At 69.1% G+C, this 18,260-nt stretch carries 15 protein-coding genes and 1 tRNA gene; 9 read left to right on the forward strand and 7 right to left on the reverse strand.

The window, feature by feature from the left end; all coding sequences use genetic code 11:
• Position 1: 1 nt before the first annotated feature.
• The 7 genes from prfA to argS form a co-directional block, all read right to left on the reverse strand.
• The gene (gene prfA, locus D6T63_RS05320) at positions 2 to 1,081 is read right to left on the reverse strand and encodes a peptide chain release factor 1 (protein ID WP_120148061.1); all 1,080 of its coding nucleotides are present in this window, start codon (positions 1,079 to 1,081) and stop codon (positions 2 to 4) included.
• A gap of 231 nt (positions 1,082 to 1,312) precedes the next feature.
• Positions 1,313 to 3,550, reverse strand: coding sequence for a transcription termination factor Rho (gene rho / locus D6T63_RS05325; RefSeq protein ID WP_120147967.1), 2,238 nt, complete (start codon positions 3,548 to 3,550; stop codon positions 1,313 to 1,315).
• Positions 3,551 to 3,883: 333 nt separating this feature from the next.
• Positions 3,884 to 4,891, reverse strand: a complete 1,008-nt coding sequence (thrB, locus tag D6T63_RS05330) for a homoserine kinase (RefSeq protein ID WP_120147968.1) — start codon at positions 4,889 to 4,891, stop codon at positions 3,884 to 3,886.
• A 1-nt stretch (position 4,892) separates the two neighbouring features.
• Entirely contained in the window at positions 4,893 to 5,996 is a 1,104-nt protein-coding gene (thrC, locus tag D6T63_RS05335; protein ID WP_120147969.1) for a threonine synthase, read from the reverse strand.
• Positions 5,997 to 7,328, reverse strand: coding sequence for a homoserine dehydrogenase (locus D6T63_RS05340; protein ID WP_120147970.1), 1,332 nt, complete (start codon positions 7,326 to 7,328; stop codon positions 5,997 to 5,999).
• Complete coding sequence (locus tag D6T63_RS05345) at positions 7,325 to 8,896, reverse strand: diaminopimelate decarboxylase family protein (RefSeq protein ID WP_120147971.1); 1,572 nt, start codon at positions 8,894 to 8,896, stop codon at positions 7,325 to 7,327. Before D6T63_RS05345 ends, D6T63_RS05340 begins: the two co-directional genes overlap by 4 nt.
• A gap of 2 nt (positions 8,897 to 8,898) precedes the next feature.
• Positions 8,899 to 10,548 (reverse strand): arginine--tRNA ligase, encoded by a 1,650-nt coding sequence (gene argS / locus D6T63_RS05350; protein ID WP_120147972.1) that lies wholly within the window; start codon positions 10,546 to 10,548, stop codon positions 8,899 to 8,901.
• A gap of 247 nt (positions 10,549 to 10,795) precedes the next feature.
• Between argS and D6T63_RS05355 the strand changes: the two genes are divergently transcribed.
• The 9 genes from D6T63_RS05355 to D6T63_RS05395 all read left to right on the forward strand — a co-directional run bounded on the left by D6T63_RS05355 (position 10,796) and on the right by D6T63_RS05395 (position 18,183).
• Positions 10,796 to 11,344, forward strand: a complete 549-nt coding sequence (locus D6T63_RS05355) for an FMN-binding protein (protein ID WP_235830564.1) — start codon at positions 10,796 to 10,798, stop codon at positions 11,342 to 11,344.
• 12 nt (positions 11,345 to 11,356) lie between these two features.
• A complete protein-coding gene (locus D6T63_RS05360) occupies positions 11,357 to 12,217 on the forward strand; it encodes an FAD:protein FMN transferase (RefSeq protein ID WP_120147973.1) in 861 nt (286 codons plus the stop codon).
• Complete coding sequence (locus D6T63_RS05365; protein ID WP_120147974.1) at positions 12,214 to 13,725, forward strand: FAD-dependent oxidoreductase; 1,512 nt, start codon at positions 12,214 to 12,216, stop codon at positions 13,723 to 13,725. Before D6T63_RS05360 ends, D6T63_RS05365 begins: the two co-directional genes overlap by 4 nt.
• A 92-nt stretch (positions 13,726 to 13,817) precedes the next feature.
• A tRNA-Arg gene (locus D6T63_RS05370) sits at positions 13,818 to 13,893 on the forward strand.
• A 116-nt stretch (positions 13,894 to 14,009) separates the two neighbouring features.
• Complete coding sequence (locus D6T63_RS05375) at positions 14,010 to 14,747, forward strand: DUF4129 domain-containing protein (RefSeq protein WP_120147975.1); 738 nt, start codon at positions 14,010 to 14,012, stop codon at positions 14,745 to 14,747.
• Positions 14,744 to 15,208, forward strand: a complete 465-nt coding sequence (locus D6T63_RS05380; RefSeq protein ID WP_120147976.1) for a hypothetical protein — start codon at positions 14,744 to 14,746, stop codon at positions 15,206 to 15,208. The genes D6T63_RS05375 and D6T63_RS05380 overlap by 4 nt, the downstream gene beginning before the upstream one ends.
• Complete coding sequence (locus tag D6T63_RS05385; RefSeq protein ID WP_120147977.1) at positions 15,205 to 16,314, forward strand: AAA family ATPase; 1,110 nt, start codon at positions 15,205 to 15,207, stop codon at positions 16,312 to 16,314. Before D6T63_RS05380 ends, D6T63_RS05385 begins: the two co-directional genes overlap by 4 nt.
• Complete coding sequence (locus D6T63_RS05390; RefSeq protein ID WP_120147978.1) at positions 16,307 to 17,650, forward strand: DUF58 domain-containing protein; 1,344 nt, start codon at positions 16,307 to 16,309, stop codon at positions 17,648 to 17,650. The genes D6T63_RS05385 and D6T63_RS05390 overlap by 8 nt, the downstream gene beginning before the upstream one ends.
• The gene (locus D6T63_RS05395; protein ID WP_120147979.1) at positions 17,647 to 18,183 is read left to right on the forward strand and encodes a hypothetical protein; all 537 of its coding nucleotides are present in this window, start codon (positions 17,647 to 17,649) and stop codon (positions 18,181 to 18,183) included. Before D6T63_RS05390 ends, D6T63_RS05395 begins: the two co-directional genes overlap by 4 nt.
• Positions 18,184 to 18,260: the final 77 nt, after the last annotated feature.

Consider the following 18,260-nt stretch of genomic DNA (forward strand, 5'->3'; position numbering starts at 1 on the left):
CCTACTCGTCCGAGCCGATGGCGTCCAGGCGGGCCTGCTCGTCCATCTCGATGGCCGACTGCACCACGGGCTCCAGCTCGCCGTTCATGACGGCGTCGAGGTTGTAGGCCTTGTACCCCGTGCGGTGGTCCGCGATCCGGTTCTCCGGGTAGTTGTAGGTGCGGATGCGCTCCGAACGGTCCATGGTGCGGATCTGCGACTTCCTGATGTCGGAGTTCACCGCATCGATCTTCTCCTGCTCGTGCGCCAGGATGCGTGAGCGCAGCACACGCATCGCGGCCTCACGGTTCTGCAGCTGCGACTTCTCGTTCTGCATGGCCACCACGATGCCCGTGGGAAGGTGCGTGATCCGCACAGCGGAGTCGGTCGTGTTGACGGACTGCCCGCCGGGCCCGGACGAGCGGTACACATCGATCTTGAGGTCGTTCTGGCTGATCTGCACTTCCTCGGGCTCGTCGACCTCGGGCAGGACCAGGACCCCCGCGGCGGACGTGTGGATGCGGCCCTGGGACTCCGTGACGGGTACCCGCTGGACACGATGCACCCCGCCCTCGAACTTGAGTCGCGCGTAGACGCCCTCGGCGGGATCGTTCGATGATCCCTTGATGGCCATCTGGACGTCCTTGTAGCCTCCGAGATCGGACTCGTTCGCCGAGAGGAGCTCGGTCTTCCAGCCCCGGGACTCGGCATAGCGGGCGTACATCCGGAGCAGGTCCCCGGCGAAGAGCGCAGCTTCGTCGCCACCCTCGCCGCCCTTGACCTCGATGATGACGTTGCGGCTGTCGTTCGGGTCGCGCGGGATCAGCAGTCGTCGCAGGCGCTCCTGGGCGACGGCGAGCTGCTCCTCGAGGACGGGCACCTCGGCGGCGAACTCCGGGTCTTCGGAGGCCATCCCGCGGGCGGCCTCGAGGTCGTCGTCAAGGGCGGCCCACCGGTTGTGCGCATCGACGATGCGGCCGAGTTCGGCGTACCTGCGGCCGAGCTTCCGCGCCAACGCCTGGTCGGCGTGGACAGCGGGATCGGCGAGCTGGTCCTGCAGCTCGGAGTGTTCATCGAGCAGTCCCTGGATGGACTCAAACATCGGGTATACCTCTTTCGGCGTGTACGGCCAGTCTACGAAGAACATCGGGGCGGAGTGGACGTCACCCCTCGGGTGGTCGTGCATGCCGTCCTCGCACCGGACGCCGGTCCCGGCGTGCGGGCTTAACCCGAAAACCGCCCTGGAACGGGACCACGGGTTCCAGGCGTCCGGCAGGCTGTTCGCCTGCCGGACTCCCTGCGTCGTGGCCCCGTTCCGGGCGGTTCCGTGGTGCTAGTCGGAGTCCTTGGAGCCCAGCGTGGTCTTCTGGACCTGCATCAGGAACTCGACGTTGGACTGCGTCTCCCGGATCTTGTTGGTGAGCAGCTCGAGTGCCTGCTGGGTCTCCAGACCCGACAGCACGCGGCGCAGCTTCCACATGATCTTGACCTCGTCCGGCGAGAGGAGGTTCTCCTCGCGCCGTGTGCCGGACGCGTTGACGTCCACCGCGGGGAAGATGCGCTTGTCCGCGAGATTGCGTGACAGGCGGAGCTCCATGTTGCCGGTGCCCTTGAACTCCTCGAAGATGACCTCGTCCATCTTGGAGCCGGTCTCCACCAGCGCGGTCGCGAGGATGGTGAGCGAGCCACCGTTCTCGATGTTGCGCGCGGCACCGAAGAAGCGCTTCGGCGGGTACAGCGCTGCCGAGTCGACACCACCGGACAGGATGCGGCCCGACGCCGGAGCAGCGAGGTTGTAGGCACGGCCCAGGCGGGTCATGGAGTCCAGCAGGACCACCACGTCCTGGCCCATCTCCACGAGGCGCTTGGCACGCTCGATGGACAGCTCGGCGACCGTCGTGTGGTCATCGGCCGGGCGGTCGAAGGTCGAGGCGATGACCTCGCCCTTCACGGTCCGCTGCATGTCGGTGACTTCTTCGGGACGCTCGTCGACGAGCACCATCATGAGGTGGACCTCAGGATTGTTGATCGTGATGGCGTTGGCGATCGCCTGCAGGATCAGCGTCTTGCCCGCCTTGGGCGGCGAGACGATCAGCCCGCGCTGGCCCTTGCCGATCGGAGCCACGAGGTCGATGACGCGCGGACCGATCTTCTTGGGATCCGTCTCGAGCCGCAGGCGGTCCGAGGGGTACAGCGGTACGAGCTTCGCGAACTCGACGCGGTCCTTCAGGTCCTCTGCCGGCTGGCCGTTGACCGTGGTGATCCGGACCAGGGCGTTGAACTTCTGGCGTGCGCTGGCCTGGGTCTCGCCATCACGGGGTGCGCGGATGGCGCCGACGACGGCGTCGCCCTTGCGCAGGTTGTGCTTCTTGACCTGGGCGAGGGATACGTAGACGTCGTTGGGGCCCGGCAGGTAGCCGGAGGTGCGGACGAAGGCGTAGTTCTCGAGGACGTCGAGGATGCCCGCTACGGGCAGCAGGACGTCGTCCTCGGTGACCTCGACGTCGTCGACCTCGGGGTTCTGGGTGCGTCCACGGCGGCGGTCGTTGCGGTCGTTGCGGTCGCGGAAACGGCTGCTGCGGTCCTCGACGACGGGACCGCCGGTGCGGTTCGCGCGGTTGCGTCGGTTACGTCCGCGACCCTCGTCGTCGTTGGCGCCGTTGTTCCGGTTGTCGCTGCGCTCGCTGCCGTTGCGGCCGCCGTCGTTCTGGCTGTCGCTATTGCCGGTGTTGTTCCCGCCGCTGTTCGAGCCGTTCGTGAACGTTCCGTTCGCACCGTTGCCGGATCCGTTGTTCGAGCGGTCCTCGTCGCGGCCGTTGCGTGAGCGGTTGCGTCGCTCGTTGCGATCGGCACGGCCCTCGCCCTGCTGACCGGACTGGGTCTCGGCCTGCGTGTCGTTCTGTGCGATTGCCTGCGTCTCGCCCTGCGGGGCACTGGTGGATTCGTTCTGACCCGACTGCGCGTCTGAACGGTCCTCGCCGCGGCGGTTGCGGCGGTTGCGCTGGTTGCGGCCTCCGCTCTCGCGGTCACCGCGATCCTGCTGCTCGCCGGCCGGTGAGTCCTCCGAGCCCTCGCGGGAAGGAGCCTCGACCTGCTCGCTGGTGACGACGGCGGCATCCGATGCAGGTGCGGAGACGACTCCGTCACTCCCTGCACGACGGTTCCGGTTGCGGGTGCGGGGCTGGCGCTCGGCTGCCGGCGCCTGCTCGTCCGCGGTGCGCTCCTCGGAAGCAGGGGCCGGAGCATCTGCGGTCGAGGGTCCTGCGGTCGAGGATCCTGCAGTCGCGGTGTCGGCCGGAGCGGTGCGCTCTGCGTCGGCGGTGCGCTCGCTCCGGACGGAGGGAGCCTTCTGCCGATCGGCGACGGCGCCGCCGCGCTGGTGGTCCGAGATCGCGGACACGAGGTCGCTCTTGCGCATCCTCGATCCGCCGGTGATCCCGAGCTGTCCGGCAAGAGCCTGCAGCTGGGCGAGCTTCAGGCCGGCAAGGCCGCTGCTCTTGGAAGTTGTTGCGCCGATTGCTTCGGCGTCTTGGGTGGCCACACCTGGTAACAGGTCAGTGGTGTCAGTCACGAAGGATCCTTCCCCCTCGTCGGGCGGCCACCTGATCAGTGGTCCGCGGTGGTTTGCCCCGTGCCGCATATGAAGCAGGCGGGGTTCAGCTGGACCGAAGGCTATCCGGCGTCGGCTGGGTGTGCTGTGAGCCTGAGGATGTCTTCGTGCGTCAGATCTGGCCCGAACGCACGAAGATAAGGTCGGAGGCTACACCGGAGGATGTGCTACTGCTCAAGGAACCTGCAGTTTTCGTGGCGGCCCTGAGAAAAGGACGGCCGACTCAACAGAAGCACACGATGTCTTGAGAGACACAATGATTCGCGAGGCGCACAGCGTACGCCGGAACGATCATTACCCTTGGTGCACTCCCACTTTAGCACCTACATGCTCGATCGCGAGCCGGAGGATGCGCCATGAGCCGGGCGTGTCCACCTGCCCGACCAGCTGCCGCACGGCCTCCTCCGCCGCAGCGGCACCCGCCTCCCCGACGGCGAGCGTCATGATGCTCGGTCCCGCCCCGGAGATGGTGCTGGCGAATCCCTCCGAACGCAGCCCGCGCATCAGAGTGGCACTCGGCAGCATGGCCTGGGCGCGGAAATCCTGGTGCAGGGAGTCCTGCGTCGCAGGGAACAGCAGTGACGGATCGGCCCCGAGGGCGTGGACGAGCAGTGCTGCGCGGCCCGCATTGGCTGCGGCACTGCGATGGGACACCGACGGCGGCAGGAGGGCCCGGGCACTGTCCGTGGACAGCGCGAGCTCCGGGATGGCGACGACGGGGATGATGTCCGGATGCACCTCGACGCGCGTGCTGTGGAACGAGTAGCCGCTCTCCCAGGAGATGGCGAGCGCGCCCAGAAGGGCCGGCGCGACGTTGTCGGGGTGGCCCTCGATCGAGGCGGCCCACTGGAGGAGATGCGCGGCGTCGAGCCGACGATCGACGGGCAGCAGCGCGTTGGCCGCGAGCACTCCGGCGACGATCGCGGCTGCGGAGGAACCGAGGCCCCTGCCGTGCGGGATCACGTTCGTGGTGTCCAGCTCGAGCCCCGATGCCCGGAAGCCCCCGCGGCTCAGCGTGCTGATCAGTGAACGCGCGACGAGGTGCGTCTCGTCGGTGGGCAGGCCGGCAGCGCCCTCCCCTGTTGCGCGCACCGTCGTCGTGCCCGACGTCGTGGTGCGGACCCGGACGGTGTCATGCAGCGCCAGCGCGAGTCCGAGGGTGTCGAAACCCGGTCCGAGGTTGGCACTGGTGGCGGGTACCCGGACCACCACGTCCTGGCCCGACTCGACGGAGGGGAGGTCGGCGACGCCGCCTCCTGCCTCGACCGACGCCGGCACAGGCACTGCAGGCAGGCCTGCCATCTCAGTCCTCGAGCCCGAGTGCGGCGGCGACGCTGACGACGTCGAATTCCACCTTGATGGGTTCGATGTCCGAACCGTCCGCGGTGCGCAGCGCCCACTGCGGGTCCTTGAGGCCGTGACCCGTGACGGTGATGACGATGGTCTTGCCCGTGGGCACGAGTCCCTCGGCGTGCTTCTTGATCAGCCCTGCCACGCCGGCGGCCGACGCCGGCTCCACGAAGACGCCCTCACGGGCGGACAGCCAGCGGTGGGCATCGAGGATCTCCTCATCCGTTACAGCCTCGATGAGACCGCCGGATTCGTCCCGGGCGGCGACGGCAAAATCCCAGGACGCCGGGTTGCCGATGCGGATGGCGGTGGCGATGGTGTCGGGTTCCGTGATCGGGTGGCCCTTGACGAGCGGCGACGCACCCTCGGCCTGGAAGCCCCACATGATGGGAGTGCGGGTGGCGACGGCGGGAAGTTCGCCGTGGTGCATGGACGCGTACGGCGCCGCGTACTCCTTGTAGCCCTTCCAGTACGCGCTGATGTTGCCCGCGTTGCCGACCGGCATGAGGTGGTAGTCGGGAGCGTCACCGAGGGTGTCGACGACCTCGAAGGCGGCCGTCTTCTGTCCCTCGAGCCGTGCCGGGTTCACCGAATTCACGAGGAACACGGGATAGGCCTCGGCGAGCTTGCGGGCGACGTCGAGGCAGTTGTCGAAGTTGCCGTTGACCTGCAGGAGCTGCGCGCCGTGGGCGATCGCCTGGCTGAGCTTCCCCATGGAGATCTTGCCGTCCGGCACGAGGACCGCACACGTGATCCCCGCCTGCGTGGCATAGGCTGCGGCGGACGCCGAGGTGTTGCCGGTCGACGCACAGACGACGGCCTTCGCGCCGGCCGCTACGGCCGCCGTCATGGCCATGGTCATGCCGCGGTCCTTGAAGGATCCCGTGGGGTTCATGCCCTCGACCTTGAGATAGACGGTGGATCCCGTCAGCTCGGACAGGTGGCGGGCGTGCACGAGCGGCGTTCCGCCCTCACCGAGGGTGACTACCTCGGTGGCGTCCGTGACGGGTAGGCGTTCGGCATATTCGCGGATGACTCCGCGCCACTGGTGGGCCACTTAGATTCCCTCTACTCGGAGTACGGATGAGACGGCGGTGATGACATCGAGCACTGCGACCTGCTTCACGGTGGCCGCGAGGGAGGCCTCGGGCGCGCGGTGCGTGACGATGCGCAGTTCGGCGGTGGTGCCGCCGTCGGACCCTCCCTGGTGGATGCGCTGGCGCATCGTCTCGATCGAGACGCCGTTCTCGGCGAAGATCTGCGCGATGCGCGCCAGGACACCGGGCTGGTCCGCGACCTGCAGGCCGATGCAGTAGCTCGTGCGCACCGTGTCGATACTCAGCGGCGGGACGTGGCCGGTGGTGGTCTCCGTCCTGCCGGGACCACCGAGCACCATGCGTCGCGCTGCACTGACGACGTCGCCCAGGACGGCCGAGGCGGTCGGCGTACCGCCGGCACCCTGGCCGTAGAACATCAGCTCGCCGGCGTTCTCGGCTTCGACGAAGACGGCGTTGAAGGCCCCCCGCACCGCGGCGAGCGGGTGGGAACGCGGCAGGAGGGTGGGGTGGACGCGCACGCCGACACCCGCGGCTCCCGCCTCATCGGTGAGTATCTCGGCGATGGCGAGAAGCTTGATGACGTAGCCGTCCTCGGCCGCGGCTGCGATGTCGTCGGCCGTCACGGAAGTGATGCCCTCGCAGTAGACGTTCTCCAGCGCGAAGCGTGTGTGGAAGGACAGGGAGGCGAGGATGGCTGCCTTCGCGGCGGCGTCGTGGCCCTCCACATCAGCCGTCGGATCCGCTTCCGCGTAGCCCAGGTCCTGGGCGGCCTTCAGCGCGTCCGCGAACTGGGCACCCGTGGAGTCCATCTGGTCGAGGATGTAGTTGGTGGTGCCATTGACGATGCCCAGTACGCGCGTGATGCGGTCTCCGGACAGGCTGTCCCGGATGGGCCGCAGGATCGGCACGGCGCCGGCGACGGCGGCCTCGTAGGACAGCTGGACACCGGCGGCGTCGGCCTGCTCGTACAGTTCGGGGCCGTCCTGCGCGAGGAGCGCCTTGTTGCCGCTAACCACGGCTGCTCCGTGCCGGATGGCGCGGAGGATCAGTGATTTCGCCGGCTCGATGCCGCCCATGAGCTCTATGACGATGTCCGCCTGCTCCACGAGCGATTCCGCGTCGGTGGTGAGGAGCCCTGTCGGGAGCTCGACGTCGCGCCGCGCGTCGAGCGAGCGGACCGCGACGCCGATGAGTTCGAGCGGAGCCCCGGCACGGCGGCCGAGGTTCTCGGCGTCGTCGAGGAGGATGCGGGCTACCTGGGAGCCCACGTTGCCGCAACCGAGAAGGGCTACGCGCAGGGGCTGTGCGGGGGGCGTTGCAGATGAGTTCATACTGTCCGTGGGGCTCCTGGATCCGTTGCGGGCACTGCTCTTGCGGGCGAGGCCGGCTCGCGCTGGACGTCCCTGCGGAACAGGTCCTCCTCCGTCTCGCCGCGCACGATCAGCCGTGCGATACCGTCGGCCACCGCCACGACGGGCGGGCGGGTCAGGTAGTTGTAGTTGCTCGAGAGCACCCAGCAGTAAGCTCCGGTGCCCGGAACGGCGAGGAGGTCACCTGCTCCCGTGTCGTCGGGAAGGTAGACGTCCCGCACCACAATGTCACCGCTCTCGCAGTGTTTTCCAACCACGCGGGAGAGCACGGGGTCGGCATCCGGCGTGCGTGAGGCCAGGACGGCCGAGTAATCCGCGCCGTAGAGCACCGGACGGGCGTTGTCGCTCATGCCGCCGTCGACCGACACATAACGTCGCGGATGCGTCACGGAGGTGTCCTGCACCACCTCGGATCCGTTCGCGGCGGCGTCGACCCGCACCGTCTTGGTGGTGCCTGCGGTGTAGAGCGTGAAGGTGGTCGGTCCCACGATCGCACGGCCCGGCTCGATCGAGATCCGGGGCACCCGCAGTCCCAGCCTCGTGCAGGTGGACCCGACGACGGCGGCCATTGCCCGCGCGATCTCCGCCGCGGGACGGGGCTCGTCGGCCTCGGTGTAGGCGATGCCGTAGCCGCCGCCGAGATCGAGCTCCGGGAGTTCGACGCCGTGCCGGTCACGCACTCTCGCCAGGAAACCGAGCAGCCGCTGCGCCGCGAGCTCGAAGCCCTCCGATTCGAAGATCTGCGAGCCGATGTGGCAGTGCACGCCGAGCAGGTTGATGCCCGGGTGTGCCAGCGCGTCCGCGACCGCTCGGGCCGCGGGCGAGGAGGCGCCGTCGGCCTCGGCTCCGCCTGCACCATCCGTCCCACTCCCGGCCGTCTGACCCGGTCCCTGCTCGGTGGTCAGCGAGAGACCGAACTTCTGGTCCTCGTGCGCCGTGGCGATGAACTCGTGGGTGTGCGCATGGACGCCGGGGGTGAGCCGCAGCATGACGTTGGCCGTGCGTCCGCGCTGCACGGCGAGATCACCGACGAGCGCCACCTCCTGGAGGCTGTCGACGACGATCCGCCCCAGGTCGGCATCGATCGCACGCGTGATCTCCGCCGCGGACTTGTTGTTCCCGTGAAGGCCCAACCGGTGGCCGGGCATGCCGGCGCGGAGGGCTACGGCGAGCTCGCCTCCCGAGCAGGTGTCGAGCCCGAGCCCTTCCTCGCGCACCCAGTGGACGACCTCCGTGCACAGGAAGGACTTGCCCGCATAGAAGACATCCACTCCCCCGCAAAGATCCTGGAAGGCTTCGTCGAAGGCGTTCCGGAAGGTCGCGGCACGCGCGCGGAAATCACGCTCGGACATCACGAACAGCGGGGTGCCGAACTCCTGGGCCAGATCGGCGACCGGCACGCCGTCGATCCGCAGGGCGCCGTCCGTCCCGCGCTCGACGTCCTCGGCCCACAGTTTGGCATCGAGCCGGGCCTGGTCCGTCGGTAGGGACAGCCAGCCCGGGGCGAGCGGTGATGCTTCGGCGACCACTGCTACATCCTTTCCGGCGCGGAGACGCCGAGGAGGTCGAGACCGTTCGCGAGGACCTGCTGCGTCGCGTTGTTCAGCCACAGGCGCGACCGGTGCACGTCCTCCACCGGCGCGTCACGGAGCGGTGCGACACGACAGGCGTCGTACCACCGGTGGTACGTTCCCGCGATGACCTCGAGGTGGCGGGCCACCCGGTGCGGCTCACGGAAGACTGCGGACTGCGCGACGATTCCCGGGAACTGGCCGAGGGCGGCCAGCAGCTCACCCTCCGTGGGATGGTTCAGCGACGCCGCGTCGAAGGCGGTGGTGTCCACTCCCGCCGAGACGGCGTTGCGCGCGACGGCGTGGGTCCTCGCGTGGGCGTACTGCACGTAGAACACGGGATTCTCGTTGGTCCGCCTGGTCAGGAGGTCGAGGTCGATGTCGATGTTCGAATCCGCGGAGAACCGGGCAAGGGTGTACCGCGCGGCGTCCACGCCCACGGCGTCGACGAGATCCTCGAGGGTCACGACCGTCCCGGCACGCTTCGACATGCGGACGGGCGCGCCGTTCTGCACGAGGTTCACCATCTGCCCGATGAGGACCTCGACCGTATCGGGATCGTCACCGAGGGCCGCCGCAGCAGCCTTCAGGCGTGCGACATACCCGTGATGGTCGGCACCGAGCATGATGATGTTGAGGTCGAATCCGCGCCGGCGCTTGTTGACGAAGTAGCCGATGTCGCCTGCGATGTAGGCCGGGGCGCCATCCGATTTGATGACGACGCGGTCGCGGTCGTCACCGAAGTCCGTCGATCTGAGCCACCAGGCTCCGTCCTCGTAGAAAAGATTGCCCGAGCCCTTCAGCTGCTCGAGGAGGCCCCCGACGAAGTCGTTCTCGAACAGCGAGTGCTCGTGGAAATAGACATCGAACTCCACCCCGAAGTCCCGGAGCGACTTCTTGATGTCGGTGAACATGAGATCGACGCCGACCGCACGGAAACGCTCGACGGCGTCAGCTTCGCCGAGACCGAGGACATCCGGCTCGGCGGCGAGCACGCGCTGCGCGATGTCCTCGATGTACTGACCGCCGTAGCCGTCCTCCGGAGCGGTCCGGCCGGCCGCGCTCGCGTAGAGGGAGCGCGCGAACCGTTCGATCTGCGCGCCGTGGTCGTTGAAGTAGTACTCCCTCACCACGGACGCGCCCTGGGACTGGAGCACACGTGCGAGTGCGTCTCCCACCGCAGCCCAACGGGTCCCGCCGATGTGGATGGGACCGGTGGGATTCGCCGAGACGAACTCGAGGTTGATCTTCTGGCCGGCGAGCGCAGCGCTCGTGCCGTACGCGGGTCCCGCCTCGACGATGGTCCGCGCCAGCTCGCCCGCGGCTCCGGCGTCGAGGGTGATGTTGAGGAAACCGGGACCGGCGATGTCGACGCTCTTGACGCCATCGATGCCGGCGAGGCGGTCGCTGAGGAGCTGTGCGAACTGCCGCGGATTCATTCCGGCCTTCTTGCCCAGCTGCAGGGCGATGTTCGTGGCCCAATCCCCGTGCTCCCGGTTCTTGGGTCGCTCCACCCGAACCTCCGAGGGGAGGTCGATACTTAGGTCACCCGCTTCGACGGCAGCCTTCAGGCAGGCGGAAATAGCGGCAGAGAGTTCTTCGGGAGTCACCCGTCCAGCATAGCGGCGCCGCTCCGGACACCCTGATTTCCGTGACAGCGGTAACGTTCTGCGACAGGACGACGCAGCGGACACGACATCGGGGACGTGCGCGTGCAGTCCGGAAGGGCAGAAGAAACGAATCGAGATATAGAACGTTGGAACAGACCAGTACGTTACTTTAAGATTCAATGACCCTCGGCGCGGAGCCTCTCCGCCCGTTCCCGGTACGGCGACCCACCAGGAGCATCCAGTGACCATGACAGGGCGAACCGACGAACCCTCGACCGAACAGACCGGCCGGCCCGGGTTCCCCCTCCACAAGCGTGTGCTGACCGCACTCGCCGCCGTCTCCATCCTCGGTGCCGCAGGCTGCGCCGGAGCGGAGGCACAGGCGCCCACGGACGGAACCCCCGCATCGGAGGCGCCTGCGTCGGACGCTCCTGCTGCCACCGGGGAGTCCGCACCGGCGGGTGCACCGGCAACAGCGGAAGCCGCTGCAGGCAGCCAGACCTACGAGGACGGTTCCTACACCGAGACCGGGTCCTACCAGTCCCCGGCCGGGCCCGAGGAAGTGGGCGTGACCATCACGCTCGAGGCCGACGTAGTCACCGCCGTCGAGGTCGAGCCGATGCCGGACAACCCGACCACCACCATGTACCAGGAGCGCTTCGCCGGAGGCATCTCCGACGCCATCGTCGGCAAGAAGCTCGATGAGCTCGCCGTCGACAAGGTGGCCGGTTCCTCCCTGACCAGTGGGGGCTTCAACGAAGCTACCGACAAGATCAAGAGCGAAGCGCAGCTCTAGGTCGTATCGGGCATGTCGCGCACCTTCTGCTTCGAGGCGATCGGTACCAGTTGGCGCGTGGACAGCAGCGAGCCACTGGCGCCGACCCATCGGGCCGAACTCCTGCGGATCGCGGAGGACTACGACGCGCTGTACTCCCGCTTCCGCGCGGACTCGGGGGTGACGGCACTCGCGGCCTCCGGAGGTTTCCTTCCGCTCCCGCTTCATGGAGCAGCGCTGGGACGCCTTCTGCGGACGCTGCATGACCTGACGGGCGGTGGCCTGTCTCCCCTGATCGGCGAGCGCCTCGCCGACCAGGGGTACGACGCCGGCTACAGCTTCGTGCCCACGGCGCCCCCCGCACCCGCACGGGCCTGGGACGACCTGCTCGCGTGGACGGGGGACGGTATCACCCTGAGCGGACCGGCGCTGCTGGACGTCGGCGCCGCAGGCAAGGGCCAGCTCGTCGACCTGATGCTCGAGCGCCTCGTCACTGCCGGGCACGAGAACGTGATCGTGGACGCCAGCGGGGACATGAGGCGGGCGGGGAGCGGCTCGATCACGGTGGCCCTCGAGCACCCCTACGACTCGTCGTCCGCCATCGGGACGGTCAGCCTCGGGTCCGGAGCTCTGTGCGCGTCCGCGTCCAATCGCCGTGTATGGGGCGACGGCCTGCACCATGTCCTGGATGCCCGGACGGGACGGAGCGTCGACACCGTCGTCGCCACGTGGGTCCTCGCCGAGGACGCCATGACCGCCGACGGGCTGTGCACCGCCCTCTTCCTCGCGGACCCCGACGACCTCGCCGGCTCCTTCGCCTTCGATTTCGTCCTGATGTATTCCGACGGACGGGCCCGCTACTCAGCCCCACTAGCAGGAGCACTGTTCTCATGACCGCAGCACTCGACGGCCTGCTGGGCCGCATGACCATGTACCGCCTCACGCTCACCCTGCTCCTGGTGCTGACCGTCGAGGCACTCGTGCTCTCGTTGACGGGCCTGCTCGCCTACACACCGGCGGAGATCACGGGGACGCTGGTCGCCGCGGTGGGAGGGACGGTCATCGGCACGAGGGTGATGGCCCTGATCCTGCGGTTGCGGCCGCACGGGGACTCGTCGCTCATCACGGGCCTGATCGTGTTCCTCATCATGTTCCCGTCCAGCACCGCCGCCGGGCTCGGCAGCATCCTCGTCGCGGGTGCGGCGGCGGGAGCATCGAAGTTCCTGCTCGCCTTCCGCGGTCGGCACATCTTCAATCCCGCCGCGACCGGCGCCGTCGTCGCCACCCTGCTCGGTGTCGGGGCAGCCGCCTGGTGGGTCGCCAACGCCTACATGCTCCCCGTCGTCGCCGTCGGCGCGGCACTGCTCCTCTACCGGACGCGGAAGCTCTCCATGGGTGCGGTGTTCCTCGTGGTCGCGATCGGCATCCTGCTGTTCAACCTGGTGCAGGGCGGCATGACCGTCGGCGCCGGCCTCCAGCTCGTCCTGACCTCCTACCCGGTGCTGTTCCTCCTCGGTTTCATGATGACCGAACCACTCACCCTCCCGCCCCTGCGCCGGCAGCAATGGCTTTTCGCCGCCATCGTCGCCGTCGTCCTCGCCCTGCAGACCTCCATCGGTCCGGTGTTCCTCGGCCCGGAGTTCGCCCTCGTCATCGGTAACGCCGTGGCGTTCCTCCTGGGACAGCGGCGGGGTGTCCGGCTGTCCTTCGCGGGATCCCGGCACCTCACGCCGACCAGCACGGAGCTCGTGTTCGAGCCGACGCGGCCGGTCCGCTTCAAGGCCGGCCAGTACATGGAGCTGAGCCTGCCCCACAGTGGCGCGGACAGCCGCGGCAGCCGAAGGGTCTTCAGCATCACCTCCGCACCCCAGCGGGCCGACGCCGTCACCTTCGGCCTGAGGACGACGGATTCGGGAAGCTCCTTCAAGAAGGCCCTTCTCGACCTCCCGAAGGACGCGCAGATCACCGGCACGCTCGTCGGAGGCGACTTCCACCTGCCCCGCGATCCGTCGATCCCCCTCCTGCTCGCCGCCGGAGGGATCGGCGTCACCCCGTTCATCAGCCAGCTCAGGGACATCGACGCGCGGGGCGAGGAGCGCGACGTCGTCCTCGTCTATGTGGTGCGGAGCGAGGAGGAGATCGCCTTCCGGGACGAGCTGACCGGACTCGGGACGCGGGTGGTGCTCTTCGTGCCCTCGGGCGCCGGCACCCCTTCCCTTCCGGGCAACTGGACCTATGCGGGCGAGGAACCGTCCGCGGAGGAGCTCCTTGCTGCGGTTCCGGACCTCAAGCAGCGCAGGGTGCTCGTGTCGGGTTCGCCGAGATTCATCGGGGACCTCCGCGCGGTGGTGCGCGCCGCGGGCGTGCCGAGGGTGAAGACGGACGCCTTCCTGGGCTACTGAGGATGGGGACGAGGCTCCTCCCGCGTTTTCCGACGCAAGCGGTACCTGATAAGCTCGATGAGTCCCTTACCGGTACGGGAGTTCCCGTACCTGCCTTCGTAGCTCAGGGGATAGAGCGTCTGCCTCCGGAGCAGAAGGTCGTAGGTTCGAATCCTATCGAGGGCACCAAGGCTCATGCAGAGTCCACCGCCGTCGGCCACCAGGCCGGCGGCGGTTCTGCTTTTGGTAGGCTCCACTGGACGCGGCCCTGCGGGATCGCTCCAGCACCTACCGGCGGGGGAATCGTGGGGACGAAAGGCACGCCGCGGCACGCGAAAGCGGCACCGGGCGTCCCGGCCCTGCTCACCGTCCTCGTCCTCGTCCTCACCGTGGTCGCGGCAGGCTTCATCGGACGGTTCACAGCCCAACCGGTGGTGGATCCTCCCGTCGACGTCGTGGGCCAGGAGAGCACCGCGACTCCCTCCGCCACCGTCATGACCGAACCGCCGGCCGACGGCGAACCCCTGGTGATCAGCGGCGATACGGCCGTCGCCGCATTGCTCATCCTCGCCATGGCCGGTCTCGCCCTCCTGGTGCGTTTCCTCCTGAGGTTCCGTCGGCGGCACATCGCCGGGAGCGGTTTCCTCGAGCAGGCGGACCTGCAGCAGCCGGGCACCCTCGCGCTCGTGAACGATGCGCTACCGGCCTGGACCGAAGCCACGCGTACCGCCCTGGCCGGCGACGCCGACACCTCCGACGCCGTCATCCGGTGCTGGCTCGACTTCGAGCACCTGTGCGCCGTAGCGGGCGCCGGACGAACGCCCGCCCAGACGACGTCGGACTTCGCCACCGCCGTCGCGGCCGGCCTCGATCTTCCCGCTGAGCCCCTCACCAGCCTCAACCGCCTGTACCAGCGCGCCAGGTTCGGGCGAACGGACGACGACGCCCCGCAGCGCCTCGGCCACGACGACCGCGAGCTCGCGCTCTCCAGCGTCATCGAGCTGTCCATTGCCCTCGCAGCACACCGCAGGATCGCCGGATGAAGAGATCGGCGTGGGCCATCACCGTCGTGCTCGTCCTCCTCGCCCTCGTCGCGGGGTGGTTCTTCGGGCTCGACGCCCGCCATGCCGTGGCCCTCGCCGGTGCCGCGTTCGCCGCAGGAATAGCCAACGGACTCCTGGAGGCCGTCGATGTTCCTCGCGCGACCCTGGCGCCGCTGCCCGAACCGGTCCGCGGCCTGTCGGACCTCCAGGCCCTGGAGTTCTCCCTGTCATCGACGGAACCCGGTACACGCGCTGTTCGGGAAGTCCACGCACTCGCTCTCGCCGTCACCACTGCGCACCCCGGTGCGGCGAGGAGCCCGGCGCTCGAAGCCCTCATCGCGAAGGCGCAGTCCCCGGAGCTCAGCCATCACGAGCTGGGCACCATCGCCGATGAGCTGGAGCGGATCGTCCTCCTCCAGCCGGTGGCGCCACCCCGCCACACCCCGCCAGGAGACCCATGACAGCCCCGGACCGCATCCATCCCGCCGGCGGAGTGCCGACCGAAGTGCCGACCGAAGTGCCGACCGAAGTGCCGACCGAAGTACCTACCGAAGTACCTACCGGAGCGCCGCCCGATATCGGCGAGGCCGCGCGGATCGGCCGAGAAGTCCTCCACCGCACCGGGACCGTGATCGTGGGAGCCGAGGGGGCTCTCCGCCTTGCGCTCGCGGCGGTGCTTGCAGGCGGCCACGTCCTGTTCGAGGATCTGCCCGGGCTCGGCAAGACACTTGCAGCCAAGACACTCGCCCAGTCACTCGGCCTCGACTTCCGGCGCCTGCAGTTCACTCCCGACCTCCTCCCGTCCGACGTGACCGGTTCGTCGATCTTCAACCCGGCCACCCGCGAGTTCGATTTCAAGCCGGGACCGATTTTCGCCGGGCTGTTCCTCGCCGACGAGATCAACCGGACCTCCCCCAAGACGCAGTCCGCGCTGCTGGAGGCGATGGCGGAGGCACAGGTGTCGGCCGAGGGCACGACCCTGCCCCTGACGCGTCCCTTCCACGTCTTTGCCACCTCGAACCCGATCGAGTTCGAGGGCACCTATCCATTGCCCGAGGCCCAGCTGGACCGCTTCATGGTCCGGCTGCGATTCGGCTATCCCGGCCCCGGTGGCGAACAGGACATCATCGCGAGGCGGCTCTCACGTCGTCAGGACGAAACCACGGTGGCGCGGGTGACCACGGCCGAGGGCCTGCTGCGCCTGCAGGCGGTCGTCGAGTCGGTGGGCGTCGACGACGACGTCATCGACTACGCGGTCCGCCTCACCGCCGCGACCCGCAGCCACCCGGCGGTGGAGGTCGGGGCGTCACCCCGCGGCTCGCAGGCGCTGGTGCTGCTGGGCCGCGCACTCGCCGTCCTCGACGCGCGCTCCTTCGTCCTGCCCGAGGATGTGAAGGAGGGCGCTGTGGCCGTCCTCGCGCACAGGATCACGCTGACGCCGTCGTCCTGGGCCCAGGGTGTGGCGACGGAGAAGGTGGTGCGGGACGTGCTGGGCGAGGTACCGACGCCGCCGACGGTGCACCGGAGCGAGCACCGGACCGAGCACAGGACCGAGCACCATGGCTAGGCGCTCCGTCACCCACTCCCCCGTGTGGGCCCTCGCGGTGATCATCGCCCTGGTCTGCGTCGGCGCCGGCCTCGTCTCCGGCAGGCCCGACACCGTGGCACTCGCCGCACCGTTCGCCCTCCTCGCGCTCGCAGGTCGAACCACCGCGAGCCGCGAGGACACCGTCATCGGCATCACCGGGGACAGACGGGCGCAGGGAACGGGACGACGCCTGCGCCTGCTGCTCGCGCCGCCCCGGACCGACGGCGTTGCGACGGTTGCGGTGCCGCCCGGGCTCGTCGCCACGATCATGGCCACCCCCGGGTGCCCGCCCGAAGCCCTCGTCCTCAGGTCCGACGAGGAATGCCCGGTACTCGTGGACGGCCCCCTGTCGGGCGAGGCCGACGTGCTCTCGTACGGCTCCATCGGATTCAGCCCGGACCTCACGGCCGCCTCTGCATTTCGGCCCACTCCTCCCGTACGCGTCAGCATCCTCGCGCCGGTCGGCCCGATGCTCGCCCGTCCGGTGTCCCGCCGACTCGCAGGGATGGCAGGCACGCACGGGTCGAAGCGGCCGGGTGAGGGCGGCGAGCTGAGGTCCATCGCCCCCTTGCAGCCCGGTGACCAGCGTCGAAGGATCGACTGGCGTGCCACCGCGCGCCGCTCGACGGATCAGGATCGCCTGATGGTCCGGCGGACCTTCGCCGATGCCGAGGCATCGGTCTTCCTGGTCGTCGATCAGGGGCAGGACCTGCCCCGGTCCACGTCCGACTGGTTCGAAGCCGGCTCGTCGCGGCTCGTTCCGGGGTCCCTGCACGTGGCGCGGGTGGCCGCGACGAGGGTCGCCGCGTCCTACCTGTCCGTCGGTGACCGCGTGGGACTCGATGACCTGTCCGGCACCCGGAGGGCCCTGCGCTCTGCGGCGGGAGCGCGGCACCTCGAACAGATCCGCACCAGGCTCGCTGCGACGTCGGTGATCCCGCGACGACGCCGGCGTCGTGATCCCGTTCCACCGGAAGGCGCCGTCGTCGTGGTGTTCTCCGCCTTCCTCGATCCCGAGCCCGCGCGCCTGCTGCGTCTGTGGCACGCGCAGGGACTCGTGGTCGCCGGTGTCGACTGCGTGCCTTCCCTCGATCGCACGGAGGTGACGACGACGCAGGCACGTGCCGTGCAGCTCACCCTCCTGCGGCGCCGCCTCCTCCTCGACGACCTGTGGCGGGACGGCATTCCGGTCCTGAGCGGATTGAGCGGGGAGATCGGCTCCGGAACCGACGATTCCCTGGAGACCGGCTTCCGCCTCCTCGAGCGCCGAGCCCACAGGCGGGTGGGCCAGGGGTCGGGACCGGGTGCGCGGTGAGACGCGGCGGCACCCCTGCAGTTCCCGATCGGAGTGGACTCGTCCCCCTGTGGGCGCTGCGCTGCGCGACCGCGCTGATCGCCGTCCTGCTCGGGGCCGTCGTCTGGAACGGGAGTGCCTGGATCATCCTGCCCGTCGTGGCGGCGGCGGCCGCTGCGGTTCTTCCGTCGATCGGTCTCGCAGCGCTCACCCTGCTCCTGCTGGTCGTGGCCTACGCCGTCAACATGCCGGCCGGGTCGCCATGGCTCCTCGTCTTCGTCGCCGGACTCCACACCGTGTTCATCCTGTACCTCCTGCTCCTGCACCTCCCCCTCCGCGGCTGGATCAGCGGCGCGGCGCTGCGGGAGCTCGGCGGGTCGCTCCTGCGCATCCAGGCGGTCGCCCAACCGGTGGCCGTCCTCGCACTCCTGGTCGACGACGCCGGCTCCAGCCTCCCGGCGGTCGTCGCGGGCGTGGCGGCTCTCGTCGGCTGGTGCCTGTGGCTCGTCGGTCGGCGGGATCCTGACCCGAAGACCCCGGGTCAGCACTCCTGACGACGCCCTGCAGGGGCACCGGATCCCACCGCTCCCGGACCTGCAGCCGCCATCGGCAGGGCGTGCAGGAGGACGAT

Origin of the sequence: Arthrobacter cheniae (genome assembly GCF_003602275.1) — a bacterium.
Classification (GTDB): domain Bacteria; phylum Actinomycetota; class Actinomycetes; order Actinomycetales; family Micrococcaceae; genus Arthrobacter_D; species Arthrobacter_D cheniae.

Coding starts and splice junctions, on each gene's coding strand:
- prfA (WP_120148061.1), bottom strand. CDS start 1,081: ATGTTTGAGTCCATCCAGGGACTGCTCGATGAACACTCCGAGCTGCAG.
- D6T63_RS05360 (WP_120147973.1), top strand. CDS start 11,357: ATGTCGCGCACCTTCTGCTTCGAGGCGATCGGTACCAGTTGGCGCGTG.
- D6T63_RS05365 (WP_120147974.1), top strand. CDS start 12,214: ATGACCGCAGCACTCGACGGCCTGCTGGGCCGCATGACCATGTACCGC.
- thrB (WP_120147968.1), bottom strand. CDS start 4,891: ATGGCAGGCCTGCCTGCAGTGCCTGTGCCGGCGTCGGTCGAGGCAGGA.
- D6T63_RS05355 (WP_235830564.1), top strand. CDS start 10,796: ATGACAGGGCGAACCGACGAACCCTCGACCGAACAGACCGGCCGGCCC.
- D6T63_RS05380 (WP_120147976.1), top strand. CDS start 14,744: ATGAAGAGATCGGCGTGGGCCATCACCGTCGTGCTCGTCCTCCTCGCC.
- D6T63_RS05340 (WP_120147970.1), bottom strand. CDS start 7,328: ATGAACTCATCTGCAACGCCCCCCGCACAGCCCCTGCGCGTAGCCCTT.
- D6T63_RS05385 (WP_120147977.1), top strand. CDS start 15,205: ATGACAGCCCCGGACCGCATCCATCCCGCCGGCGGAGTGCCGACCGAA.
- D6T63_RS05390 (WP_120147978.1), top strand. CDS start 16,307: ATGGCTAGGCGCTCCGTCACCCACTCCCCCGTGTGGGCCCTCGCGGTG.